We start from the raw sequence: 26711 nt of genomic DNA, 5'->3' as shown, positions 1-26711 counted from the left end.
GTGTCGCGAGACATGGAAAACACCAACTCGGGCGAATGCGTCCGGTGTTAAGGGGAAAACTTAAATGAAACTTCGGATTCTGAGTGTTTTTGCTGCCGCTGCACTTTTGGCTGCATGTGAAACCGCACCTGATAGCTCGGCTAACTCTGCCGGCGAAGGTGTATCGACCACCAACCAGCCGGCTGCCACCTCGAGCGCGCTTTCTGAAAGCAGCCCGGAATGGTTCGCTGTTAATGTTGGCGATCGCGTCTTCTTTGGCTTCGACAAATATGACCTGTCGGGCGAAGCTCGTCGCACGCTTGAACTTCAGTCAGCTTGGCTGAAGAAATATCCGCAGTACAAAGTCGTTGTCGAAGGCCATGCCGACGAACGTGGTACGCGCGAATACAACCTTGCACTGGGTGAGCGTCGCGCGAACTCTGTGAAAGACTACCTCGTTGCTCTGGGCATCGATCCGTCGCGTGTCGAAACCATTTCTTATGGTAAAGAACGCCCGGTCGCACTTGGCCATGACGAAGAAAGCTGGTCGAAAAACCGCCGCTCTGTTTCGGTTATCCGTTAAGCGCGTGCAGGTGTAAGCCTGAATTTCAAGGCGCCTGTCCCTTTTGGGGCAGGCGCCTTATTTTTGCCGCCTGAAAATGTTGCAACATTAGATATTCCTTGATGATATCCGGAAGCTGATGTTTAAAATTACGACGAAGGACCCGAAAATGATCCGAGTTGGCCCAAGAAACGGTTATCGAAAAGACGTCCTGCCGATTGATCAACCGGCCGTTACGCTTTCATTGGCTGATGCGGGAAAACAGGCCGCGCGCAGACGCGGACCGATCGGTTATTTGTCGGTGTTTGCCGTCACCGCTCTGATGGGGATGACTGTTCTGTCCAGCAAACCTGTGTTTGCACAGGATGCCAACATGACCCGTCAGGTCGATCAGCTGCGTAAGGATCTTGATCTGCTGCAGCGTTATGTCTACCGCGAAGGTGTTCCGGCCGGTGGTGTGCCTGATGCCGGTGACACAACTGGAAGCCCGGCGGCTGCACGCCAGCAAGTCCAGATTAATGGCATCGAACGGACCGTCACCCAATTGACCGGCCAGATCGAGGAATTCGATTTTCGTATTCGCAAGATTGAAGACCGTCTTGAACGGCTTGTCGGCGATGTTGATTTCCGCCTTAGCCAGCTTGAAGGTGGCGCGTCGGCCAATGGCACGACCGGGGGCAATGCCCAATCCGGTGTTGCTGGTGCCGCGGTTGGTGCTGTCGCAGGGGCCAATGCCAATACGAATGCGCCAAATGCTCAGCCGAATACATCGGGTACGGGGCAACGTGTTGATGGTCGCGGGACTAAATTATTTGGTGTGATCGAAAACGAAGGCTCACCGCCCGCCGTGCCGTCCGGTTCGGCTAACGCGGCATCAAGCCAGACAGCAAATGTATCGTCGGACAGCGTCCTTCCTGCGGGCACGCCCGAGGAACAGTATCGTTACGCTTTTGATCTTTTGCGTCGTCAGGATTTCGCCCAAGCCGAAACCGCACTGACTGCCTTTGTCAAAAACCATCCCGATAATGCCTTGGCGGGAAATGCGCAATATTGGCTTGGCGAAACGTTTTACGTGCGCGAACAGTTTGATCAGGCCGCCATTGCCTTTACCGAAGGTTTCCAAACCTATCCTGACAGCACCAAGGCACCGGATAACTTGCTGAAGCTTGGCATGTCGCTTGGCAATCTTGGTAAGAAGGATGATGCCTGTACGACCTTTGGCCATCTGATCGCCAACTTCCCGAATGCATCGGCGGTGGTTCTTGACCGTGCGCGTCAGGAACGCAAAAACCGCGGTTGTTCGTAACTGGCTCGGCAAATGGCAGACCAACTTAAAGACATGATCAATTCTGATCCGGCGTCCTATGGAAACCCATTGGACGCCGTTGTCTTTTCGCGCCTGATGGATTGCTTGGCCCCGTTTGAAGATCGTCCGAAAATCGCCGTTGCCGTTTCGGGTGGTGCGGATAGCATGGCACTTTCCCTGCTGGCGCGTGATTGGTGCCGGTCCAAGGGGGGTGAAATGATCGCGATCACCGTTGATCATGCCCTGCGTTCTGATTCCGCGGGCGAGGCCGCGTGGGTTGGAAAACAACTTCGAATGCATGATATCGCGCATCGTATTTTGCGTTGGGATGGGGCGAAGCCACAAAGCGGTGTACAGGACGCTGCGCGCAAGGCGCGCTATGAATTGCTGGATCGTGAATTGGCGTCACTGGGTATCTTGCATTTGCTGATTGCCCATCATAATGGTGATCAGTCCGAAACCATCGCGATGCGCCAAAATCGCGAAAGTGGTGTTCTTGGCCGGGCGGGGATGTCTGCGCGTCGTTTTTTGCGCCATGCCCGAGTATTGCGGCCCCTTTTACCGGTTGCGAAGGCCGATCTGGTGGCAACACTGCGTGCCGCCGGGCAAGAGTGGATCGAAGACCCATCAAATAGAAACGCAAATTTTGAACGGGTCCGCATTCGTCAGTCCGCCGCAACACAAACTGCGGCGCAACTGGGGGCCGCAGTGTCAGCCGATGGAAAAATTGCACAAACGGCAGAAAGCCAACATCGCCTGATGGCCGAGGCTGCCATTGCGACGTTGTTGGCTGATGCCGTTCAGATTGCGGCTTGTGGTGTTGGGCGGATCGACTTTGCGCGCTGGCATGATCGCCAGCCTGAAACTGACATTGCCTGTTACGCAATTGGGCAAATTGTTCGGGTTGTGGGTGGATCGGATTACATGCCGGCATTCGATGCGTTGGCAGCGGCATTAACGCAATTGGGCGAACAGAGCGATGCACGGATCAGTCTTGGGGGCTGTGTCTTGCATCGGCGCAATGCTGTTATTTTGGTTTATCGCGAGATCGGCCGCATGGATATTACCCCCAAACCGGTTGATCCGGGGCATGCTTGTAATCCATATGGCCAGCGATGGGATAACCGGTTCGAATTGATTTTTGACAATGACCGGCACGCCGTAACCGCAGATAATCTTGATTTCGGGCGTCTTGCGATTGCGCCGTTGGCGGCTTGTGATGCGTTTCACACACGGGCGTTTCGGGCTGCTATTGGCAAAATAACGCCATTTATTGATGATTTGCCACGCGCGGCCCTTGCATCGATGCCCGCACTTTATGATAAAGAAGCACTGCTTTCCGTTGGCGGGCTTGAGGTTTCAGGCATTTCCGACGTATTATCCGCCGCCGGTTGCAATATGGTCCCCATTGGGGCCGGAATGGCAATTGGTGTGCGATGGCGGTTTGCACCCCCGACACCTTTATGGGAAAGTGGGTTTAAATCGTTGCCGAACCCCGATGCGCTACTTGCGTAAGGGCACCTTATCATTATCTGATGATCAAGGCCCTGCGCAGAAGATCAAAGGGAAACACGTATAATGGCAAAACCAGAGCGAGATGACATGACACAAGACTCTATGATGATCAAAGCTGTGCCGGTCAAAGGCCGGGTTCGCGGTGTCGCGACATCCTGTGTCATCTCATCTTGCTTTAATTGCGACCAGTAGCTTGGAATGAATATGGGAAAAAATCTCGCACTGTGGGTTATCATCGCCATCCTTTTGGTGGCTTTGTTTAACCTGTTTCAGTCGCCCTCGGGACGCACCGGCCAATCGTCGTTGGCGTTCTCGGACTTCTTGGCGGAAGTTGATTCCGGCCAGATTTCAGAAGTCACGATCCAGGGCAACAACCTAAATGCGGAAACGCGCGACGGTCGCTCTGTCATTGTTTATACTCCGGACTATCCTAATCTTGTTGATCGTTTGAATGACAAGGGCGTTCGCATTATTGCTCAGCCCGAAGAAAGTCTTTCGCCGCTGATGAGCGCGCTGATCAGTTGGTTCCCGATGCTGCTGATTATCGGGGTGTGGATATTCTTCATGCGCCAGATGCAGGGCGGCGGTGGCAAAGCCATGGGCTTTGGCAAATCAAAGGCCAAGATGCTGACCGAAAAATCCGGTCGTGTAACCTTTGAAGATGTCGCCGGGATCGAAGAAGCAAAAGCTGAACTTGAAGAAGTCGTCGACTTCCTGCGTGATCCGCAGAAGTTCCAGCGTCTTGGCGGTAAAATCCCCAAAGGCATGTTGCTGGTTGGCCCTCCGGGTACCGGTAAAACGCTTTTGGCACGTGCGATTGCTGGCGAAGCCAACGTTCCGTTCTTTACGATTTCGGGTTCCGATTTCGTTGAAATGTTTGTTGGTGTCGGTGCATCGCGTGTGCGTGATATGTTCGAACAGGGCAAGAAAAACGCACCTTGCATCATCTTCATCGATGAAATTGATGCGGTTGGTCGTCATCGTGGTGCCGGTCTTGGCGGCGGGAATGATGAACGTGAACAGACGCTGAACCAGCTTCTGGTCGAAATGGACGGTTTCGAAGCCAATGAGGGTGTTATCCTTGTTGCGGCGACCAACCGTCCTGATGTTCTTGATCCGGCATTGCTGCGCCCGGGCCGTTTCGACCGTCAGGTTGTTGTGCCAAACCCGGATTTGGAAGGTCGCGAACATATTCTTGGTGTTCATGCCCGCAAGGTTCCATTGGGGCCGGATGTTGACTTGCGCACGGTCGCACGTGGCACGCCGGGCTTTTCGGGTGCGGATTTGGCAAACCTTGTCAACGAAGCAGCCCTTTTGGCAGCCCGTCTTGGCAAGCGCGTTGTCACCATGGCCGATTTTGAAAATGCCAAGGACAAGGTAATGATGGGGGCGGAGCGCCGTTCCATGATCATGACCGATGACGAGAAAAAGCTGACCGCCTATCACGAAGCCGGTCATGCACTTGTCGCCATTCATACTCCGGCATCCGATCCGATCCACAAGGCCACTATCATTCCGCGCGGTCGTGCGTTGGGGATGGTTATGCGTCTGCCGGAACGGGATCAGATTTCCAAATCCTATGAACAGTTGACCTCTGATCTGGCTGTTGCCATGGGGGGCCGTGTTGCCGAGGAAATCATCTTTGGCAAGGAAAAGGTCACTACCGGGGCTTCGTCGGACATCAGTATGGTGACGCAATATGCGCGCAAGATGGTGACTGAATGGGGCTTCTCGGATCTGCTTGGTAACGTTAAGTATGTCGATAATCAGGAAGAAGTCTTCCTGGGGCATAGCGTTGCACAGCACAAGAATGTTTCGGAAAAAACCGCACAACTGATTGATGAAGAAGTTCGTCGTTATTCCGACGAGGCTTATGTCTTCGCCAAGCGCGTTTTGACCGAATATCTTGATGATCTGCACATTCTTGCCAAGGGGCTTTTGGAATACGAAACCCTGTCGGGCAAGGAAATCGATGCGCTTCTGCGTGGCGAGGAACTTAATCGCGCCGGTCATTCGAATGGCGGTGGCAAGGATACGGGCGGCGGACGTCGTTCGACGGTTCCGACCACCGGTGGCGCGCGCAAGGAAAACCCCGACGAAGGCACTGGGGATTTATCCCCGGAACCGCAACCGGGTAGTTAACTGAAAGAGACTGATGGACAAGATCGAAGGATCGGTCCTGCGAAGCCCCGCCGATGTGCGGGGCTTCGCCGATTTTGACGGACCGTTATATTACGTACCTACCGGTTTCATCGACCATGCCGATGATCCCAATACATTGCCGTTGGCTGGCTCGCGCCGTGGTTTTTCTGCGCTTGAAATCATCCGCCGTCGTGATGGTGGCGGGGCCGAAAGCATGATCTTGCCGTTGCTGGCCCTCGAAGGTTGGGTCCAGAACAGCGGGCGTGTTGATGAAATCAACAATGTGCTTGATCATTTGACGACCAAACGCCCTGATTTTGCCGGGCTTGATATGGCATCATGCCATGTCATGGGCATTGTCAATGTCACCCCCGACAGCTTTTCCGATGGCGGGGATTACAATTCACCTGATCAGGCGATTGTTCATGCGCGCGCATTGGCCGCACAGGGCGCATCGATCTTGGACATTGGTGGGGAATCAACCCGTCCGGGGGCGGAAACCGTTTCCGAGGCCGACGAGATTGCCCGTGTTGTGCCGGTAATTCGTGCGCTTGCCGAAGACGGACATTGCGTTTCCATCGATACCCGCCACGCTGCGGTGATGGAGGCCGCGATTGAAGCCGGTGCTGCCATCATCAATGATGTTACCGGGCTCGAAGGCGATGAGCGGTCGATGGAAGTTGCCGTGACATCGGGCAAACCGGTGATGCTGATGCATATGCAGGGCGAACCGGGCACGATGCAGGAAAAACCGCATTATGATTGTGTGGTTCTTGATGTGTATGATTATCTGCTTGATCGCATCGAAAGTTGTGAACGGGCCGGGATTCCGCGGGATCGTATTTGTGTCGATCCGGGAATAGGCTTTGGCAAGTCGCTGTCACATAATCTGGAACTTCTGTCACGGCTGGCAATTTTCCATGGCTTGGGCTGTTCGATTTTGCTGGGGACATCACGGAAATCATTCATCGGTAAAATCGATCCGGCGGCGACACCAAAGGAACGTATCGGTGGTTCGATTGCGTCTGCTATCAATGGCTGGCGTCACGGGGTTCAGATGATCCGTGTGCATGATGTTCGCGAAACGGTTCAGTCAATCTCGATCGCGACGGCGACTTCAATGGTATAAGGTAAATTTCGATATCAACCTTTGGATGTAAGGTTGGCCATTGATATGACTGAGTCATAAGAGGTCTGTGATATGCGTTTTGGTTTCAACCGCGCAGATCGCAGGCCTTTTTTGGTATTGGTGTAAATCTGGCAATTTCTGACAGAACCTGCTTGGGGGTTGCGGATGTTCTTCATTCCCTACATACCGTTAGGAGTGAATTCATACGCGGTGGAAACGTTGTGCCATTTTTTGGCTGCGAATGTACGGTAAAGGCATAGTTGAATGAATGTTTGCAGCGGGCGCGCGCTCGTTGAGGAAACGGAACCGACGACAGGTCAGGATGCGATGGCGATTTGTGTTTTCGTGGTCGAGGATAACGTCGACCTTAATCGGGATTTGTGCGAGTACCTTGAAATCTGTGGTTTTGAGGTTGTCGGTTGCGAAACCGGCGCGGCATTTTACCGTGCACTCGATACTCATACGCCGTCGGCGGTGATTCTTGATATTATGCTGCCTGACACGGATGGCTACGAATTGGCCAAATATGCGCGCAGGAATATCGATTGCGGCATCATGATGCTGACCTCGCTTTCGGGGATGGACCACCATCTGACCGGGTATAAATCCGGTGCCGATGTCTATCTGACCAAAGACAGCCCGCTTTCGGTTATCGAAGCTGCCTTGCGGCCATTGTTGCGTCGTGTTGCCAAGGTTGTTGAAGGGGATGCTACCGTCGACGATCAGGTTCAGGAAGATCACTGGATGCTTGATATGTTGAACTGGACGCTCAGCAACCCAGATGGCAGTTCGGCAACCTTGACGGCAACCGAACGCACGATTATCCGCCTGCTTGTCGAAGCCAATGGTGCCTGGTTGACGCGCCCGGAAATTGTTATGGCGCTGGGTAAGGCAGATACGGCTGAAAACTGCCGTAACCTTGACACCGCGATCCGACGTGTTCGTCAAAAAGTCCTGCGTGAGATCGGGGATGAATTGCCGATCCGTACGGCATATGGGCGCGGTTATGCTTTTGTCAGTTCTGCGGTGATTGTCGGCGCATCCGAACAGGTTTGATGCGTTAATCAACTTAGCCATCCTAGCCTAGTTGATATAGGCCTCGTCGATTTCATCACTTGGCAATAACAGGCAAAGTTCGACACCTTCGGTGCCCTTGTCACGAAGTTTGATCGATCCGCCATGTGCATCGACGATACGTTGCGATATATGCAGCCCCAGCGCACTTTGCAGTGATGCGGCTTCGGTGTCCCGGCGGAACAGTGCATCTTTGATGCGCTGGACTTCATCATCGTTCAGATCTGCCCCTTGACAGGGGATATCAATTTCCACCAACCAATCGTTATTGGGGCGAACTGTCATATGAATAGGCGTACCATGCGCATAACGACGTGCGGTTTCAATCAGGTTGGTGATAGCCAGACTGACCAAGGTGATATCGACATAGGTCTCGAACCGTTTTGTCCCGATGCATTCAAGGATAATTTCAGCATCCTTGCGTGATGCGCCGGATACAAAATCGGTCAACAGGCGATCAACCATCACCATTTCCCGTGCAAGGGCAAAGTCGCTGTTGTCAATGCCATCCTTGTTCAGAAAAATATCGACCAGACGTGAAAGTTTGCGCGATTGGTCCTGAATGCGTTGCAATCGATCTGTGACGTCGCGGCCTGCTTCGCGCAGACGCAACATCAGCATTTCCGACGATCTTTGAATAACGGCAAGTGGTGTTCTGAATTCATGCGATAGCATGGAAATCAGTTTGCGCTGTTCCCCGACAAGCGATGTCGTTGCTGCCGTGACCTTGATCGTTGCAAGGCGGTCCTTTTCGATCCGTGATAACCGAAATCCCATGATCAAGCCCATCGCGCATATATGGAAAAGCAACGTGTATTGATGCAATCCAAGCCCGAATGGCGTTGCGGTAATCAGGCCGGCATGAGTGAGTTGCAGCATGATAGCGGCACCGGTTGGTAATGCGATCACGACAAAATAGATCCACAGAATCCATTCCCGGGGCGACCGTAAAATTCGATAGGCCAAAATAACGCAGAATGATGCAAGCACGGCGGCGTGCATCGGCACAACATAGGCACCGTAAACCGCATAAAGGTCTGTGGCGGCCGTGAACATGCAGGCGACTGAAAAGCCGCAATAGATTTTGACGATCCGCGCAATTACGACATTGTGCTTTCCTAGGTCCAGAATGTTGAGCCACAGAAAAATCGTCGCGGCCGCGCTTAATGCATTGGTTGCCCCCACGACCAGATCATTGGTGTATGGCCATTCGGGTTGAATAATTGACAGAACAATCCCATTAACCGACGATGCCAGCGTTCCAACCAAAAGTACGCAAATCCCATAGGTCACAACGGTGCGATCACCTGCCAGCCTGCCAAGCAGGGTATAGACCAGACCCAGCATCAGAATTGTCCCGAAATAGATGCTAATTCCCGCATCGCGCAGGGTCAGGCTCGAAACAAGTTGTTCGGTCGGCCATAACTTCGCAATCAGCAACTGGGCGCTGTTTGATTGGGTGCGGATGTAAAGCGTGTAGTCACCCGGATCGAGATTGGGAAAATGATCGATATGGTTGCTGCCATGTGTTGGCCGCTGCCTTGCGGGAACGTGATCCCCCATATGGCTTTGCCATTGATGCAGGTTGGTTCCCCGCTTGAACAGATAGATATCAATGAAATTCAGATAACTTGGCTGAATTTCAATATGTAGCGATTCGTTTAGACCCTTGGGAACAGAAAGCTGTAGCCGGTACCAAATCGTATCGTCGGAATAACCGAAACTCGGTATGCCATGACTGGGACTGAATTCATTCGCCGGTATGCGCAGAACATCGCCAAGCGTCAGATCATTTGTTTCATCCTTAAGCCATCTGACATGTTCATGCAGGTTTATCGGCGTCAAGATACCGGGCAATAGCGTAAATTGTTCCGATTCCACTGGTTTTCCGGCACATTTTTCTACCGGAAATACGGTCATCATTGCCAACAGAACCAGAACAGGGAGCAAAATTCTGATCGCCAAAGGGGATTGGAAAATCCGAAACATCAGGAAAGGCTGCCGGGGGCTCATGACGGTATACTGCCTTTAGAAGCCGTCGCAGGTGGCGGATTGATATCGGTATGGGCCGCTGCAATTGTGTTGTTGGTCAATGTGCGGTCATAGGGCAGGCGGATCAGGATTGTTGTCCCGCCTTTTTCACCGACGCTGACACTCATCCGGCCCTGGTGGGCGGCAACAATCCGGTTGGTGATATGCAACCCCAGGCCGACGCCATGTGTGGTGCCTGATGTGGTGCCACGATAAAATGCGTCGGACACCATTGCCAGATCATCTGGGGGAATGCCGGGGCCATTATCAACCACCCGAATATAAACGAAACCGTCGCTGCGATGATTGAAACCAATGCGGACATAGGCCTTTGGTGCATATTTTCGGGCGTTTTCAATCAAATTGCTCAGTGCGCGCTCAATCAGGGTCCGGTCGATGTTGATGATGGTTATACCTGTGTCTGTCAGGCCGATATCGTGGTTGGGAAATTCGCGCTGGCGCCGTTTGATGAAATCGCTAAGGAACGGGGCCAAAATGGTCGATTTGGGGGCAATGACGAAGTTGGTGCTATCAAGCGTATCCTTGGTCAGGAACACATTGACAAGTTCGGAAAGCTGGGATGCGTGAACGCGAATGGTGGAAATGCGGTTCTTAACCGCATCGGGGGCATCTTGCATATGCAAGGACGTCATTTCGGCAGCCCGTTGAATGATGGCAAGAGGCGTTCTGAATTCATGTGACAGCATCGTGATGAATTCGCGTTGGTCGTCGGCCAACTGGTTGGTCCATGTGCTGTGACGATTTGCTGCAACGCGCCGTCGGGTTAATTCATGGGTTCGATATGCCATCGCAATGCCCAGCAGGAACAAATGGACAAGTGACGCCACCTGATAGCAATTGCGTGTAAACGTGTTTATCGGGGCAAGGCCAAGCAACATTAGCAAATGGATAATCGAGGCGACTGCCGGGACGCCAAGTGCGATGACATAAAGATAATATTTTCGCCTGTCGGTGTTTTTCCCGCCGAGATATAAAAGATACCCTAGAATAAGCAACGTTACCCCGATTTGGGGCAGGAAAAAGCCAAGTGTGAAATAGATATAAATATCACTGGTTGCGCTGATCCCGCAAAGGCACGTGATAATTGCATAGGCTATCAAACAGCGAAATAGCGTCGGTTTGTGGCGGTCAAGTTCGATAATATAGGACCACATCGCAACACTGGTGCCGATTGAAAGTGCCGTGCCAGCCCCGGTTAACGCGTCGCTTGACAATATCCAGAAGTCGGAAAGCAGCAGATGGGCATACCCCGAAATACCCGCTGTCAACATGAACAGCGCTAGAATATGAAACCCATACCACAGGATCGCCCGGTCGCGGATCAGCAGCCCCAGCGTGAAATAGACCAAAAAGCCGATCAGTGAAATGCCAAGATACAAACCATACAGGAAGGTATCCTGCATGTTTTCATCGATCAGGACGCTTTCGCTTTTGATCCGGGCTGTCAAGATTTGTGCGCTGTTGGTGGTGATGCCGATCACCAGCCAGTATTTCCCCGTCGCAAGCCTTGGCCATTCCCGAATGTGTTTCCGGCCGTGAATATGGGCTTGATCACGGGCAATATGGTCGCCGACTTCATTGTGCCAGATCGGTATCAGGCTACTGGCATCAACAATTGTCAGGTCGACCGTATTTAAAAAAGTCGGGGCGATTTCAAGGTAGAGTTTCTGGTCAATCGGTTCTGCGCTGACTTCGGTCACGATGATCGGCATCCGGTACCATACGGTATCAAGCGTATAACCGTTGCCGACGGCGCCGATGATCGGTTTGAAGTCATCCTGGGGCATTCGCACAAGGTCAGACGGCGCGTTGACGGGCCTTTGGGTTGCAAGGCGTTCAATCAGCGGGGCAAGGTCCACGTCCATTCGATCAACGGAATATTGTCCGATGACCAAGTCATGGGGGTAGGGATGTGACAGGGCAGGGCGGATCAAACAAAGCACCGAAACGATGACAAGCATCGTGATCCCTGCCAACAGATATCCCATGCGGCAACCGACTTTCCGCAAATGACCCCCAAATTCAGACGGTTTAAACGCTTCCCGTTCTAGATAGCGACTTTTGAATACAAGGTCATGGCTTTTATAAGCGAAACATAAAGGTCAGGATTAATAGATCGGTTGCCTCTGATGGATATAATCTGGCACTTGCCGGTGGCATTGCTCAGACACTTTGATATAACCGGCAGTCAGGAAAAAATATCCGGCGTGGCCAAGCGTCGGGATGGAAGCAAAGAAGACAAGCATGAGCCGTAAATATTTCGGGACCGACGGCATTCGCGGAACCGCCAATACCGCCCCTATGACAGCCGAAATCGCGCTAAAGGTCGGGATGGCCGCAGGGCATTATTTTACCCGCGGTGATCACCGTCATCGTGTTGTCATCGGTAAGGATACCCGTTTGTCAGGCTATATGCTTGAACCTGCTTTGGTGGCCGGTTTTACGTCGATGGGGATGGATGTGATGTTGGTTGGTCCAATGCCAACCCCGGCGGTTGCCATGCTGACCAAATCAATGCGGGCTGATATCGGTGTCATGATTTCGGCTTCGCACAATCCTTATCAGGATAACGGGATCAAGTTGTTTGGCCCGGATGGTTTTAAACTGTCTGACGATGTCGAACTTGAAATCGAAGTCATGATGGAAAGCGACATGTCGGCTCTTCTGGTCAGTGCTGACAAGCTTGGTCGGGCACAGCGTATTGATGATGCCCCGGGCCGCTATATCGAGGCGGTTAAATCTTCGCTGCCATCTTCGGTCACGCTCGAAGGTCTCAAGATCGTTCTTGATTGTGCAAATGGTGCGGCTTATTCGGTGGCGCCAAAGGTTCTGCGCGAACTGGGTGCCGATGTGATTGAAATCGGGACCAAGCCAAATGGCCTGAACATCAATGCCGAATGCGGGTCGACTCATACCAAAACCATGTGCGACCGTGTTCTGGCCGAAATGGCCGATGTGGGGATTGCCCTTGATGGTGATGCTGATCGTGTTCAGATGTGTGATGAAAAAGGCCAGTTGATTGATGGTGATCAGTTGATGGGGCTTGTGACCACCCATTGGAAACGCACGGGCCAGTTGCGCGGCAATGCGCTGGTGGCGACCGTAATGTCGAATTTGGGGCTTGAACGTTATCTTGAAAGCAACGGTCTGCGCCTGATCCGTACCAAGGTCGGCGACCGTTATGTCGTTGAACAGATGCGGGCCCTTGGTTGCAATGTTGGCGGCGAACAGTCCGGGCATATCGTTTTGTCCGACTTTGCCTCGACCGGCGATGGTTTGCTGGCCTCGCTTCAGGTCTTGGCCGTTCTGGCCGATCGCGATGGGCCGGTTTCCGAAATGAGCCGCGTTTTTGAACCCTTGCCGCAGATCCTTAAAAACGTGCGCTATGCGGTGGGTTCCGATCCATTGTCACACAGTAGCGTGGTCGATGCGATTTCCCGTGCCGAGCGTGCCTTTAACGGCGATGGTCGTGTTCTGATCCGTAAATCGGGCACCGAGCCGCTGATCCGTGTGATGGCCGAAGGTGATGACGCGATCAAGGTCGAACAAATCGTTGATCGTATTGTTGCTGAAATCATAGCTGTCGCAGGCTGATCAGGCCAAACAAGCCGAACTGCTTTCGTTATCCAAGACCAAAGATCACAAGTACTGGGAGTTTGATCATGATGGGTCGCGTATTGATCATTGCCGGGTCGGATTGTTCCGGTGGTGCCGGGATTCAGGCCGATATCAAATCCGTGACCGTTCTGGGCGGTTATGCCGCAACCGCGATTACGGCATTGACGGTGCAAAACACAACAGGTGTGTTTGATGTTCTGGGTATTGATCCGAAATTGATTGTGCATCAGGCCGAAGTCACCATTGATGATATCGGTGCCGATGCGATCAAGACCGGCATGCTTCATAGCGCCCCCGTGATCGAGGCCGTAGCAGAATTCATCCGCGCCAAAGCCAAGGGGATTCCGGTGGTGGTCGATCCGGTCATGGTATCGCAAAGCGGATCGCGATTGTTAAATGAAGACGCGGTTGATGCCCTGATCAAACATATGGTGCCGCTTGCCACCGTCCTGACGCCTAATATCCCCGAGGCCGAAGTGCTTTCGGGCCTAAAAATCGACGGCGAGGCCGACATGATCGAAGCCGCCTATAAAATCGGTGATCTTGGCGCCGAGGCTGTTTTGATCAAAGGTGGTCACGCCAAGGGGGATAAGATCGTCGATATTCTGTGGCGTCGCGATGGTGACGTTGAAGGTTTCGAAGGCGATCGTATTCCGTCGGAAAATAATCACGGCACGGGCTGTTCACTGGCCAGTGCAATTGCCACCGGGTTGGCACAGGGCATGGACCTTAGCGATGCTGTGGCACGTGCGCGCGCCTTTGTCCGCGAAGCCATCAGGACCGCGCCAAATTATGGCAAGGGCAACGGCCCGTTAAATCACGCCCATCCCGTCACCGGCGAATAGCAAAAGGGGGCGGGGCTACCATGCAAGGACACAGTGCCATGCCGGGAACCGCATTCTTTCATCAGGCACGCAACAATGCCTGGTCCAATCATCGATTGCTGGCGGTCTGTTCCAGATTGTCGGGTGATGAATTGAAGGCCAAACGCACGTCGTTCTTTCCGACGATCCTGCAAACGCTTAATCACATTCTGATTGTCGATTGGTATTATATTGATACCCTTCTGGCGGGGGGCCGCGGTCGGGATTGCTTTGTCGATAAAAATCCATTTTCCGATATGGCGGCACTTTCCGATGCCCAAAGCCAAAGCGATCATACCTTGCTGGCGTTTTGTGAAAACCTGTCGGAAAGCGATGCCATGCGTCCGGTTGAACTGGATCGTGGCAAGGGCGTGATCGCGCGTGAAACGGTATCGGCGGTGTTGTCACATCTTTTTGTGCATCAAATCCATCATCGCGGACAAGTCCACGCCATGTTGTGTGGCACATCGCAAAATCCGCCGCAACTTGACGAATATCACCTTGATTGTGACGCGGAATTTCGCGGAACGGATTTCCATGACCTTGGCTGGAACGGCGTATGAAATTCAACCTGACCCGACGGACCAAACGCCGTTTGATGTGGGCGTCCTTGCTGGCTCTTATCATTGCCACGGCACTTGATGGTTCCAAGCGCACCATTGCCGATTTGATTTGGCCCGATGATGCCGCCCCTTGGGAAAAGGTTACGGCGGTTTATTATCCGGATCGGGAAAAATTGATAGTTTTTGAGTTTGCGGGTGAAAGCCTAAATAGCGTTGCAGAATGTCGTGACGTTGTATTCGCACGGGCGCTTCAGAACGGTGATCCCGATCTGAAGCGTGGAAGTTATGAATGTGCAATAGGGTTTTATCGGCAGTATGGTGACATTGGTGTTTATCGTCTAACGGTGCAATAGGTGCCCTGATCGGTGTTGTCACCATCAGGGAAACTTTACAGAATATACCAAAGCAAGCCGGGCAGGGCGATGGCAGCAAGAAGGCTGGAACTGATAACCACACCTGCCACTTCTTCGGGTTCGCGATTATAAAGCTGCGCAAACAAGTAACAGAACACCGCAACCGGCATTGAACATTGCAAGATCACAACCCCGCGTTCGATCCCGGTCAACCCCATGACTTCCGACAATCCAAGGCCAACCCCAAATCCCATGCAAAGCCTCAAAAAGCTAAGGGCGGTGCTGCGCGCAAGGCTGACCGGGCGTAAACGCGCCAGCGAGACACCCAATGTAAACAGCATTAACGGAATGGTCAGTTGCCCGATCAGATTGGTGGTGTTGTAAAGCCATGCTGGAACGGCTGTGTCGGTCGCGAGAAAGACCGTGGCAATCAGAGTTGCCGGAATGATCGGCATCCTTGCGATGGATCGAAGCGAGAAACTGCCCGAAACAAAAGCCACCCCGATGGTCAGTTGCAAGACAACATAGGTGGCAAAAAACGCAACCGATAATGCCAAACCATCTTGACCATAGGCCAGCATGCAAAGCGGTAAACCGACATTGCCGACATTTGGCCAGGTCAGGGATTGCAGATAGGTCCGAGGCGACAGTTTGAAAATTTTAAGGACCGGCCAGCCGATCAACACGAAGATGATATTGGCAGCTAAGGCGGCAGTCCCCATTGAAAGCAATGCATCCGCGCCAAGATCAACAGTCGCCAATGCCGCAAAGGTCAGACACGGGGTCGCGAAATAGGTGACGATGGATGTCACAAGTGCTGTATCGAAATGTTTGCCGGATCGCGCCCAGATATAACCTAATCCCGCTGTGATAAAAACGGGTGCAAGAATGGCAAAGATATCGGCAAACATGAAACTCAGCGTCCCCAGTGGATTGATCCCAAACGATCTTGGGCGAAATTGTCATGACCGGCAGTCACGAGGCAAGTGAATAATGGTAATACCAGTTGGTTTTCCGCATCGCGGTACGACTTTATGGCTTTATGCGGCGAAAGCTTGTCATCATCAATCGTCATAGGGCATGTTAGGCGAAATTGTTATCAGCACAGGATTGGGCATGCCTGCCAAGGAATACGATTTCGTTCACCGTCATTTCATTGATCCGGCCCCGCGCTGGCGTGATCTGCGCCATCCGCGTGCGGCAGTCTTTTTGGATCGCGATGGGGTGGTGAATGAAGAAGTCCATTATTTGTCCAAGGTCGAAGATCTGGCATTGATCCCCGGGACGGCGGCGGCAATCAAACGGTTAAACAATGCCGGAGTTACCGTCATTGTCGTGACCAATCAATCGGCTGTGGCACGCGGGTACCTGTCCGAAGACGGTCTGCGTGACCTGCATGAAGCAATGATCAAAATGCTGGCGGATGATGGTGCATCGGTGCAGGGGATCTATTATTCGCCCTATCATCCAGAAGGTACTGGTGATTATCGCCGCGAAAGCCTGTGCCGCAAACCCGGACCGGCCATGATCTTTGCCGCGGCCGAAGATTTTGCAATTTCGCTGCCCAAAAGTGTTTTGATCGGGGACCGTATCAACGATATCCGAGCCGGGCGGGCGGGGGGAACCCATGCGGTGATGGTGCGTACCGGTCATGGCGCAAAGGAAACCACTTGGGCCGAAGCCGCAGAAGCCGATTTTATTGCTGATGACCTTTCCAAAGCCGTGGCCGAATTGTTTTCCAGAGGCATTCTGACGGATTAGGGCAGAATTCTTTGCGCGTTACTATGGCTTTGCGCATGGCGGTAAAGCTTAAAGCGCACACCAGGTTTTCCACATATCGCGACAGGCTTCTTCAATTTCGCGTGCGGCCGCCGGGGCGCTCATGGATTTGCTGTTTTTCATCCGCTCGCGCATACCGGCGCGAATTGTCGTCAGGGCACCGATATCCTGCGTTAACAGGATGGCCTTTTCGACATATCCCTTTTGTGTTTCTGCTGCCAGCGCATCCAGTCCGATATCGCCCAAAAGACAAAGCCCGGCGCGTGCCGCAGGCGTATCACCAGCCATGGTGACAAACGGTATTCCATGCCAGATCATATCAAAATATCGCGCAATATCGGTCATCGGGAATGGTGCGAGCCCAATATCGATCCGGGCATATAAATCCGCGCGATCTTCGTTGGCGACCAAACCAACCATCTTGACCCGGTCATTACGCAGTCCGGCCTGACGTAATCGGTCCAGCATGGTTTTCTTGGCAAACGGATCATCAAGAACATCATCCTGAAGAACAAGCCGACTGCCTTTGACCTTGTTTAAGATCCGCGCAAAACAATTCAGGCTGGCGTCACTGACATTTGAAAGTCGGTCAAAGCAGCCAAATGTGATGGCCTCGCCCAGTGCGGCTGGCAGCAATGTCAACGGGGCGGCGTCATCCCCTGCGTTAAAGGCGAAAGGCCCCGATCCCAGTTGTTGGACATTTTCGCAAAATAACTTGTTTTCGGCTGGTTTGGCCGGAATTGCCCGGTGATGGACAAGAATGTAATCCATCTGACTGATGCCCGTTGTCAGCGGCGAAATCGTTGCCTGTACCGGGGCGCCACGCAGGGCAAAAACTGTAATTGGCTGATCGGGAACCGGACCGGTTAGATCCATCAGAATATCGATGCGATCCTTGCGGATACGTTCGGTAATCTGAAGCGGACTTTGCCCGTAAACCTCGCGCCAGCCATCCGCCATAACCTGCCATGCGCGGGTTCTTTGATCCGGGCGCGGGGTGGCGGAATACAAAAACAGCTCGACCTCGTTGCGGTCCAGATGGCGGGCCACACCGGACAAAAGGGCAAAGGACGGATGATCACAGAAAAACGGTGACAGCCAGCCAATGCGAAGCCTTTTATCGAATTGCTTGCTGTTGGTGAATTTCGGTTCCGGGGTCGTAGGCATGTGGCCGCGCGCCCATTGGCGGGCCTGTTTCAAATATTCAGCCCCCCTCATTTCTGGCAATTTGGCAATCGCAGCCAAAAGGGCAGCATGGGCATCCGCCCGTGTTGGGTGTTTTTCGACCACTGCGGATAATTCCGCAACTGCGGTGGCAATATCACCGCATCGAAGCTCTATATCCGCGATTTCAAGGTCGATATCCACCGTATCGCTGGCAAGCCGATGTGCGGTTTTTTGAATGGCGATGGCTTTGGCGTAGTCGCCCTGCGATGCCAAGGCATGGCCCAGGCCACGCAGGGCCATGATATGGCGCGGATCAATGCTCAGCGCACGTTGATACAGGTTTTGCGCCATCCCCGGATAGCCTAGGCGCAACAAGACCTGACCGACCTTGCAAATCATATCGGGCGTAATTCCGGCCACATCCGCTGCTCGATCAAGCGATGTCAGCGCGGCTTCTTCCTGGCCCAGTGACAGCAGTGCCTCGCCAAATAAAAGCAAACCTTCGTAATGATCGGGTTTCAGGCCAAGCAACCGTCCCAAAAGGTCAACCGTCTGGCCAATATGGCCACGCGGCATTTCAAGGCGCGCCAGATGATAAAGGGCGGTGGGGAAATCCCCGTGATAGCTGATCGCCTGGCGGAATTCATCAATCGCTTTGTCGATTTCCCCGGCCCGTTCAAGCGCAATTGCGAAATTGCATCGCACTGCCGGGTTGGCCCCAAGGCGCGGCAGGCAGTTGTCAAACAGTTCAAGTGCCTCGCGGTGGCGATCAAGCCCGGTCAGAAGCGTTGCCAGCAGGTGTTCGGCTTCGGCGTTATTGGGTGAAAGCGACAATGCCCGCCGGTAAATCTTTTCGGCTTCGTCAGGACGGTTGCCTTCATGCGCGCTAAGTCCACGCCTGAGCAGAGTCTTGAGATCGGCCGACATCGATATGCATTACCTCGTATGATCGACAGTCCTGATCGCTGTCACGCCGATCAGCATGCCGAAAAAGGAACGTTCTGTCATTGCTTTAAAGCATTTTCGCAAAATACGCGGTATGATTGCCAGTTCGAAAAAAAAAAGCAAAAAAAACCCCGAGCCTGCAAGCAGGCCGGGGTGAGAATGGGAGTGGGAGAATCGCCTGGCGGCGATAATCAAACATAGAATATGTGTTATGGTCGAAGGGGTCACCTATCCAATGGAATAGTATTTTGGGTCTTATGGATAGGTCATTCGTAAAAAGGCGATGGAATTCCCGAAACTTAACCGTGGAATTGAAAGTTTCGTCTTGGGAAAAGCTGCTATCATTCGGGTAGTATTCGTTCTGTGCAGTGCAAAAATACGAAATTTTCAGGCAAAAAACTGTCATTAAGCGCCAAGACTGTGCTAGAACGCGTCAATATATGACAATAATAAATCCCTGCGAAGATAGAGAGGTTCACCATGCCGGAATATCGGTCCCGTACAACCACCCATGGCCGTAATATGGCCGGTGCGCGCGGCCTTTGGCGCGCCACGGGCATGACGGATGAAGACTTTGACAAGCCGATCATTGCGGTCGTCAACAGTTTCACCCAGTTCGTCCCGGGTCACGTTCACCTGAAAGACCTTGGTCAGATGGTGGCACGCGAAATCGAAGCCGCCGGTGGGGTTGCCAAGGAATTCAACACCATTGCGGTCGATGACGGCATCGCCATGGGCCATGACGGCATGCTCTATAGCTTGCCATCGCGTGAAATCATCGCCGATTCCGTTGAATATATGGTCAATGCCCATTGTGCCGATGCGATGGTGTGTATTTCCAACTGCGACAAAATCACGCCCGGTATGTTGATGGCTGCGATGCGCCTTAATGTCCCGGCGGTGTTCGTTTCCGGTGGCCCGATGGAGGCCGGTAAGGTCACGATTGATGGCAAGGAACGTCATCTTGACCTCGTTGATGCAATGGTAGAAGCCGCCGATCCGAAAATCTCGGACGAACAGGTCGCCATTGTTGAACGTTCGGCCTGTCCGACCTGTGGATCGTGTTCAGGCATGTTTACCGCCAATTCGATGAATTGCCTGGCCGAGGCGCTTGGTCTTGCGCTTCCGGGTAATGGTTCGGTTCTGGCCACACATGGTGCGCGCAAGGAATTGTTCCTTGAAGCCGCCCGGACGTCGGTCAAACTGGCACGCCGTTATTACGAAGAAGACGACGAAACCGCGACCCCGCGTGGTATTGCCACGTTTAAGGCCTTTGAAAATGCCATGGCGCTTGATATTGCCATGGGCGGTTCGACCAATACGGTTTTGCATTTGCTGGCCATCGCGCGTGAGGCCGAGGTTGATTTCACCATGGCCGACATGGATCGGCTGTCGCGTAAAGTCCCGCATCTGTCCAAGGTTGCCCCGTCGCATCCGCTTTATCACATGGAAGACGTCCATCGTGCTGGTGGCATTATGCGCATTTTGGGTGAACTTGAACGTGGCGGGTTGCTTCATACCGATGTGCCGACGGTTCATACCAAAACCATGGCCGATGCCCTTGAAAAATGGGACATCCGGCGCACGAAAGATGATGCGGTTCACAAATTCTTCCGTGCCATGCCGGGCGGGATCCCGACTCAGACAGCGTTCAGTCAGGAACGCTATTGGGACGACCTTGATAGCGACGAAAAGGGCGGCTGTATCCGCGACATTGAACATGCCTATAGCAAGGATGGCGGTCTGGCTGTTCTGTTTGGCAATATGGCGGTTAATGGCTGTATCGTGAAAACGGCCGGTGTGGATGCCAGCATCCTGAAATTCACCGGCCCGGCTGTGATTTGCGAAAGTCAGGACGAAGCCGTCGCCAAGGTTCTTGGTGGCGAGGTCAAGGAAGGCGACGTTGTCGTCATCCGCTACGAAGGGCCCAAAGGTGGTCCGGGTATGCAGGAAATGCTGTATCCGACCAGCTATCTGAAATCGATGGGGCTGGGCAAGGCCTGTGCGTTAATTACCGATGGTCGTTTCTCGGGCGGGACGTCGGGTCTTTCAATTGGTCACGTTTCACCCGAGGCTGCGGCTGGTGGTGATATCGCCCTTGTTGAACCGGGTGATAGCATCGAAATCGATATCCCGAATCGTACGATCAAAATAGCGGTCGATGATGCTGTTCTGGCTGCTCGTCGTACCGCGATGGACGCCAAGGGCAAGGATGGTTGGAAACCGGCTAAACCGCGCAAGCGTAAGGTGACAACCGCCCTTCGTGCCTATGCTGCCCTTGCGACCAGTGCCGATCAGGGCGCGATCCGCGATGTGACGCAGGTTGAATTCTAGGTCATTCGCAAGATAGACATTTAAAAAGCCGCCCGGTGGCAATACCGGGCGGCTTTTTGTTTGGGTGTTAACAACGATCAGAGTTTGCGCAAGGCACCAAAACTATGTGCAAGGCTGTGGCTCAGGCTTGGCAGGGCATTGGCTATCGCCTGAACGGCAAAGCCGATAAATAGAATCCCCGTGGCGCGCACGATCCATATTTCATGGCGGCGATACAATCGGCGCAGAACGCCCAAACCAACCAGCCAGATCAGGATCATATCGGCGATCAAAAAACCAATGGCCGATGCCAGCAACAGGCCGCTCATGCTGTTCCAGTCAAGCGACGCGGCATCCTGTGCCAAAAGGGCGGTAAACATCGCGACCGCCACCGGATAACCCTTTGGGTTGGTGATCCCGAAAATAAAGCCGCGCCGCAAGGGACGGCGGACCACGATATTTACCGCACCATCGGGTTTGCGTTTGGCCATCACCGCCCGAATACCCAGCCAGAACAGGTAAATCCCGCAAATCATCGCCAGAATATTAAACACCATCGGATCAAGCACACGCGATCCGATGATTGCGACCAATGCCAGACTGGCCCACATCATATCACCGGCAAAATGCCCAATCAGGAAATTGGCACTGGCACGTCGGCCTTGTGCGGCCCCAATGCCGAGCATCGCCAAAAAGGCAGGGCCCGGAGTCAGCGTGTAAATGGCGGCTGCGACCATTGCCCCGATCAGCATCGATATTTCCATAGTCGCCCTCATGTGAATCTATTGCGTGCGAAGCTAACGTGAAATTATGATTTTCGGCAAACCGATTTTACTGCGCGGTTTGGACAAAAAAAGACCGGCTCTTGCGAGCCGGTCGAGGAACAAGACGGTTGGTGCTTTGAAACCGTCTTTTATTGTCTGGGAAATAGGGAGATCGCCAGACGGGGAGGCAAAATAACAAGAGGCAATTAAACTTGTTTGGATAGATGAACAACCGCATTCGCGATGACGCGAACGGCTGTGGCGATACAGGTTTCATCCAGATCAAAATTACTGCGATGAAGCATGGTGTTGCGGTCCGTTGCTTTTGAACCGATCCGCAAATGTGCGCTTGGAATAAGAGACGAAAACTCTGCAAAATCCTCGCTGCCCATCGATCCCTGTGGCAGGCAGATAACCTTGTTTTCACCTAGCAAATCACGCGATAGATTGACGACCTCATTCAAGATCACGGGGTCGCTTTTGACAACGCCAACACCCTGAAGAAATTCCACGTTAATTTCGGTTTTGGTCGCTGTGCCGACGCCTTGTGCGATACGCAAAATGGCATCTTTTGTTGCTGTTCGGATATCTTCGGAATGGGTGCGGATCGCACCTTGCAGGGTCACGCGATCGGGGATTTGATTGCGGGCGGTGCCGCCTTCGATTTTGCCGATGGTTACGACTGCGGAACTTAAGGGGGCCACTTCACGCGATACGATGGCTTGGATCTGGCTGATGAAATTTGCGGCCGCCACGATCGGGTCAATCGCTAGATGCGGATGGGCACCATGTCCGGAAAGTCCTTTGATATGGACATCAAACGGATCTGACGATGCAAAAGAAACCTCGGGATGCCAACCGATTGATCCGCCCGGAATCAACGGCCAATTATGATACCCCAGCATCACATCGGGTTTGTTTTCATCAAAAACGCCATCAGAAATCATCGAACGCGCCCCGCCAAGACCTTCTTCTGCCGGTTGGAAGATAACCATGGCACGTCCGGTGAAGCCGTCGCCAAGCTTGGCCAGAACCGTCGCAACGCCAAGGGCAATGGCCGTATGGGCATCATGACCACACGCATGCATTACGCCCGGGGTTTCAGATGCAAATGGTAAACCTGATTCTTCAGTGATTGGCAACGCGTCAATATCGCCGCGAACACCAATAAGGCGGCCCGCCCCATCAGGGTTGATCATGGTCGACACGCCGGTCTTGCCGTATCCTGTACGATACGACAAACCAAGTTCGTCAAGGTGGTTCTGAATTTTTCCCGATGTTCGGGTTTCTTCGAAACCAAGTTCTGGATGACGGTGCAAATCACGTCGGATATCGATCAGTTTATCTGTGATTTCGTCAATGATGACATCGATTTTTGTTGCAATATCGCTGGTGGCGCGAGAGGGCATGATTGATCAATTCCTGTTATGGGGCGGGCCGAATAGGTCGGAGAAAAACAAGCGAGATTAGTCGAGGTCTTTCCGACCGATCTCGGCGATTTTTTTATAGGTTTCTTCGCCCCACATCTTGGTGCCGAGCGTGTCGCGAACCGACTGCGTTGCTTCCATGAACGGCTTGGTGTCGGGATGTGTGAATGCAATCCCGGCAGCCTTCATTTCCTCGATCATTTTGGAAGTTTGTTCTGGCAGCATTTTCCCGATGACGGCGTTTGATGCATCGTTGGCCTTCTTCATCAGGGCTTGATCCTCGGCTGAAAGCCCTTCCCAGAAGGTATTGCTGACCATTACATAGGCCGGTTTTTTGATGTAATCGACCATGGCAATCGATTTTTGGACTTCATAGAACTTGGCCGCATAGATGGTTTCGATTGGGTTTTCCTGACCGTCAACCACACCGGCTTGAAGGCCGGTATATACCTCGGCAAAGGCCATCGGGGTTGGGTTGGCACCCAGCGCGCTAAGGGACTCAACATAGTAATCGCGTTCCGGCGAACGCAGTTTAAGCCCCTTTAGATCGTCAATGCTGTTGATTTCGGAATTGGCACTGATCTGGCGGGGATTGCGCGGCATGAAACCCAAAAGGCGGATTTCGCGTTCTTCCACCAGTTTCCTGTTCCATTCCGCACCAAAATCGGTGTCGAGCACCGCACCATAGTTTTTAATGCCCTTCATCAAATACGGAATGGCAAGGTATTCGATTTCCTTGATGCCCGGATCGCCACTTGCATTCATCTGTGTGACACCAAGTGCCATTTGGGTAAACAGTTCCCGCGGGGTGCCAAGCTGATCACCGCCGTAAACGGTTACATTGAAACGGCCATTGGATTCTTCTTCCATGACGCGCTTGAATTCCATGGCACCTTCATATTGGGCTTCGCCCTGATTGGCCCAAAGACCATAGCGAATTTCCGTTGCCGCGTTGGCCTGATTAAAGGCCAGAACGGATAGGCAAGTGGCAAAGAGTGCCGTTTTGACTGTCTTACGCATGCTAAAGCTCCCTGATTGGTTAGGCTGCGATTTTTGGGTTTTGTTTCGAGAAATGAGAGACAAAGTCGGCGCAATAGCCGACGAGGTAATCAACGATTTTCTCGCCCTTTTCGGCGCTTGATTGCGCCGGTTCACCACCGGCAACGCCATTGGCGCACCGATCAGTAACATCAACCGCTAGGGCAACTTCGTTGCCCTGGAAGCGGATACCGGCAAGGCCTGCTGTCGGAAGGCCAAGCATCTCGCCTTTTTTGTCTTCGGATGACAGCAACTCCATGCGCATTAATTCCGGGAATAAATGCAGATAAACTGACGTCAAAGGATCGCCGCCGTGGCCGAATGCCTTCATGCCCAGTTCGGGATGAAGTTCCTGCCACATATCTGCGGGGATAAGACGCCAAAGGTTCAGGCAAGGGATCAATAGTCCCTTTTCACGTTTCATTTTGCGGATGACCTGATCGATCAGGGGGTAATTGCCGCTATGTCCGTTCAGCACGATGATTTTGCTGATGCCGTGATCGGTGAAGTTTTCGATCATGTCAGTCAGGATCGAGCAGAAGGTTTCTGGACGAAGTTGCATGCCACCCGGCACTGTGCGGAAATAATCAGCATAGCCGAACGGCATGATCGGGGCTGCTATTGCACCGGACTTTTCGGCAATACGCCCTGACAGAACATCGGTCAGCATATAGTCGCCCATGGGGGCCGCTGGGCCTTGCTCTTCCTGAGAGCCAAGCGAGATGATGATCACAGGGTCTTCCTCAAGACGATCTTTGAACTCAATGAAAGTCATGTCTTTGAGCAAGTGTTTACGTGCAGCATTTTCAGCCGTCATTTTGGTCTCCGGTAACAGGGATCAGGAGCCGAATATGAAATTCGGCAGGAATAAAGTGATTTGTGGAAAAACAGCAAGCAGGACCACGGCCGCAAAAAGCGGGATGTAAAACGGGATCATGGCCCGGACCATTTGTGCATGGGAAATTTTGGCGATGTCCTGGGCGATGAACATCAGGATGCCAACGGGGGGCGTTGCCCCACCGATGATCAGCGTGAACACCATCAGAACGCCAAAGTGAACGGGGTCGATGCCGAACTGCATCACGACCGGGACAAGGATCGGTGTCAGCACGATCTCGGCTGAGGACGCGACCATAAACAACCCAACCAAAATCAGGACAATCAGAATGATCCCAAGAACGATCAGAGGTTCACTTGATATGGTTGAAATGGCGTCGCCGATGCTTTGCGGCACGTTTTCGCGCACCATTACCCAGCTAAAAGCAGCGGATGCCGCGACGATCAAAAGAATACGACAACTTCCAAGGCCAACATCGACCAGAACCTTACCAAGCTGTTTAAGGTTCATATGTCGATACAACAAACCAAGAACCAGTCCGTAAAGGACGGCAACCGCAGCCGCTTCAGTTGGAGAAAACACGCCAAGAAGGATACCGCCGACAATGATGACCGGAAATAGCAGGGCCGGGCCGCCTTGCGAGATGGATTTTCCAACTTCGCGCAGGGAAGCTCGTTCATAGCGCGGATAGCCACGTTTGCGCGCGATGAAATAGGTGAAAATCATCTGGCTTGCGATGATGACGACACCGGGAATAACCCCTGCAATCAGCAAGCGCCCGATGGATACATTCGCCAGTGTGCCATAAATCACCAATGCCACGCTGGGTGGGATCATCGGGCCGACCAATGCGGATGCAACGGTCACGGCGGCTGAAAATGGTGCGGGATAGCCTTCCTTTTTCATCGCCGGGATCAGAACCGAGCCAAGAGCGGTCGTGTCGGCGGTTGCAGACCCGGACATGCCGGAAAAAATCATGCTGGCAAAAATGTTTACCTGTGCCAGACCACCATGGATGTGTCCGACAAGGGCACGGGACATATTGATGATCCTTTCCGTCAGGCGGCAGGCATTCATCAACTCACCTGCCAGATAGAAAAACGGAATGGCCAGGATCAGGAAGCTGTCAATTGATGCGGTCATGCGCTGTGCAAGCATACCGGCGTCAATACCCGTGACATAAAGATAGACTGTGGTGGTGACACCCATTGCAAAGGCAAGGGGCATCCCCGTTAAAAGCAATACAATCAATAGAAGCAGAATAATCGCGACGGTCATGGTGTG

Annotated in this window: 21 protein-coding genes; 12 read left to right on the top strand and 9 right to left on the bottom strand. The window is 52.9% G+C overall.

Features of this window, described 5'->3' with window-relative positions; genetic code table 11:
- Window positions 1-64 precede the first annotated feature (64 nt).
- From pal to TALK_RS09995, 6 genes are all read left to right on the top strand, one after another.
- Window positions 65-562 (top strand): peptidoglycan-associated lipoprotein Pal, encoded by a 498-nt coding sequence (gene pal, locus TALK_RS10020; RefSeq protein ID WP_085618410.1) that lies wholly within the window; start codon window positions 65-67, stop codon window positions 560-562.
- Between the two features lie 148 nt (window positions 563-710).
- Window positions 711-1847: a tol-pal system protein YbgF gene (gene ybgF / locus TALK_RS10015; RefSeq protein WP_245829826.1), complete on the top strand. Its 1137-nt coding sequence runs from the start codon at window positions 711-713 to the stop codon at window positions 1845-1847.
- Between the two features lie 12 nt (window positions 1848-1859).
- The gene (gene tilS, locus TALK_RS10010) at window positions 1860-3362 is read left to right on the top strand and encodes a tRNA lysidine(34) synthetase TilS (RefSeq protein ID WP_085618406.1); all 1503 of its coding nucleotides are present in this window, start codon (window positions 1860-1862) and stop codon (window positions 3360-3362) included.
- Between the two features lie 198 nt (window positions 3363-3560).
- Window positions 3561-5504, top strand: coding sequence for an ATP-dependent zinc metalloprotease FtsH (ftsH, locus tag TALK_RS10005; RefSeq protein WP_085618404.1), 1944 nt, complete (start codon window positions 3561-3563; stop codon window positions 5502-5504).
- 13 nt (window positions 5505-5517) lie between these two features.
- The gene (gene folP / locus TALK_RS10000; protein WP_085618402.1) at window positions 5518-6633 is read left to right on the top strand and encodes a dihydropteroate synthase; all 1116 of its coding nucleotides are present in this window, start codon (window positions 5518-5520) and stop codon (window positions 6631-6633) included.
- 264 nt (window positions 6634-6897) lie between these two features.
- Window positions 6898-7689, top strand: coding sequence for a response regulator transcription factor (locus TALK_RS09995; protein ID WP_085618400.1), 792 nt, complete (start codon window positions 6898-6900; stop codon window positions 7687-7689).
- Between the two features lie 27 nt (window positions 7690-7716).
- Here the strand turns inward: TALK_RS09995 and TALK_RS09990 are convergent, their stop codons facing one another.
- Together TALK_RS09990 and TALK_RS09985 are read right to left on the bottom strand one after the other, a co-directional pair.
- Window positions 7717-9588 (bottom strand): sensor histidine kinase, encoded by a 1872-nt coding sequence (locus TALK_RS09990; protein ID WP_169714995.1) that lies wholly within the window; start codon window positions 9586-9588, stop codon window positions 7717-7719.
- A gap of 128 nt (window positions 9589-9716) precedes the next feature.
- Window positions 9717-11747 (bottom strand): sensor histidine kinase, encoded by a 2031-nt coding sequence (locus tag TALK_RS09985; RefSeq protein ID WP_085618396.1) that lies wholly within the window; start codon window positions 11745-11747, stop codon window positions 9717-9719.
- 256 nt (window positions 11748-12003) lie between these two features.
- Between TALK_RS09985 and glmM the strand changes: the two genes are divergently transcribed.
- The 4 genes from glmM to TALK_RS09965 all read left to right on the top strand — a co-directional run bounded on the left by glmM (window position 12004) and on the right by TALK_RS09965 (window position 15156).
- The gene (gene glmM, locus TALK_RS09980; RefSeq protein WP_085618394.1) at window positions 12004-13353 is read left to right on the top strand and encodes a phosphoglucosamine mutase; all 1350 of its coding nucleotides are present in this window, start codon (window positions 12004-12006) and stop codon (window positions 13351-13353) included.
- 68 nt (window positions 13354-13421) lie between these two features.
- The gene (gene thiD / locus TALK_RS09975; RefSeq protein ID WP_085618392.1) at window positions 13422-14222 is read left to right on the top strand and encodes a bifunctional hydroxymethylpyrimidine kinase/phosphomethylpyrimidine kinase; all 801 of its coding nucleotides are present in this window, start codon (window positions 13422-13424) and stop codon (window positions 14220-14222) included.
- A gap of 38 nt (window positions 14223-14260) precedes the next feature.
- Complete coding sequence (locus TALK_RS09970; RefSeq protein WP_085618390.1) at window positions 14261-14803, top strand: DinB family protein; 543 nt, start codon at window positions 14261-14263, stop codon at window positions 14801-14803.
- Window positions 14800-15156, top strand: a complete 357-nt coding sequence (locus tag TALK_RS09965) for a hypothetical protein (RefSeq protein ID WP_085618388.1) — start codon at window positions 14800-14802, stop codon at window positions 15154-15156. The genes TALK_RS09970 and TALK_RS09965 overlap by 4 nt, the downstream gene beginning before the upstream one ends.
- Window positions 15157-15191: 35 nt before the next feature.
- On the opposite strand, the gene TALK_RS09960 is transcribed toward TALK_RS09965, so the two are convergent.
- The gene (locus TALK_RS09960) at window positions 15192-16067 is read right to left on the bottom strand and encodes an AEC family transporter (protein ID WP_085618386.1); all 876 of its coding nucleotides are present in this window, start codon (window positions 16065-16067) and stop codon (window positions 15192-15194) included.
- 205 nt (window positions 16068-16272) lie between these two features.
- Between TALK_RS09960 and TALK_RS09955 the strand changes: the two genes are divergently transcribed.
- Window positions 16273-16917: a D-glycero-alpha-D-manno-heptose-1,7-bisphosphate 7-phosphatase gene (locus TALK_RS09955; RefSeq protein ID WP_085618384.1), complete on the top strand. Its 645-nt coding sequence runs from the start codon at window positions 16273-16275 to the stop codon at window positions 16915-16917.
- A 48-nt stretch (window positions 16918-16965) separates the two neighbouring features.
- On the opposite strand, the gene TALK_RS09950 is transcribed toward TALK_RS09955, so the two are convergent.
- Window positions 16966-19029 carry an O-linked N-acetylglucosamine transferase, SPINDLY family protein gene (locus tag TALK_RS09950; protein WP_085618382.1) on the bottom strand — a complete coding sequence of 688 codons (2064 nt, stop codon included), beginning with the start codon at window positions 19027-19029 and terminating at the stop codon, window positions 16966-16968.
- 498 nt (window positions 19030-19527) lie between these two features.
- Between TALK_RS09950 and ilvD the strand changes: the two genes are divergently transcribed.
- Window positions 19528-21381 (top strand): dihydroxy-acid dehydratase, encoded by a 1854-nt coding sequence (ilvD, locus tag TALK_RS09945; protein WP_085618381.1) that lies wholly within the window; start codon window positions 19528-19530, stop codon window positions 21379-21381.
- 77 nt (window positions 21382-21458) lie between these two features.
- Here ilvD and TALK_RS09940 read toward each other — a convergent pair whose 3' ends face one another.
- From TALK_RS09940 to TALK_RS09920, 5 genes are all read right to left on the bottom strand, one after another.
- Window positions 21459-22124 carry a LysE family translocator gene (locus tag TALK_RS09940; RefSeq protein WP_085618379.1) on the bottom strand — a complete coding sequence of 222 codons (666 nt, stop codon included), beginning with the start codon at window positions 22122-22124 and terminating at the stop codon, window positions 21459-21461.
- A gap of 206 nt (window positions 22125-22330) precedes the next feature.
- The gene (locus TALK_RS09935) at window positions 22331-23533 is read right to left on the bottom strand and encodes a M20 metallopeptidase family protein (protein ID WP_085618378.1); all 1203 of its coding nucleotides are present in this window, start codon (window positions 23531-23533) and stop codon (window positions 22331-22333) included.
- 57 nt (window positions 23534-23590) lie between these two features.
- On the bottom strand, window positions 23591-24571 hold the full coding sequence (locus tag TALK_RS09930; protein WP_085618376.1) for a TRAP transporter substrate-binding protein: 981 nt from the start codon (window positions 24569-24571) through the stop codon (window positions 23591-23593).
- A gap of 19 nt (window positions 24572-24590) precedes the next feature.
- Window positions 24591-25406 carry a creatininase family protein gene (locus TALK_RS09925; protein WP_085618374.1) on the bottom strand — a complete coding sequence of 272 codons (816 nt, stop codon included), beginning with the start codon at window positions 25404-25406 and terminating at the stop codon, window positions 24591-24593.
- 21 nt (window positions 25407-25427) lie between these two features.
- A complete protein-coding gene (locus TALK_RS09920; protein WP_085618372.1) occupies window positions 25428-26705 on the bottom strand; it encodes a TRAP transporter large permease in 1278 nt (425 codons plus the stop codon).
- Window positions 26706-26711 lie beyond the last annotated feature (6 nt).

Source organism: Thalassospira alkalitolerans, assembly GCF_002115745.1.
GTDB classification, from domain to species: domain Bacteria; phylum Pseudomonadota; class Alphaproteobacteria; order Rhodospirillales; family Thalassospiraceae; genus Thalassospira; species Thalassospira alkalitolerans.
Note: the sequence above shows the minus strand (reverse complement) of the source record. Positions and strands in the feature narration are given on the sequence as shown.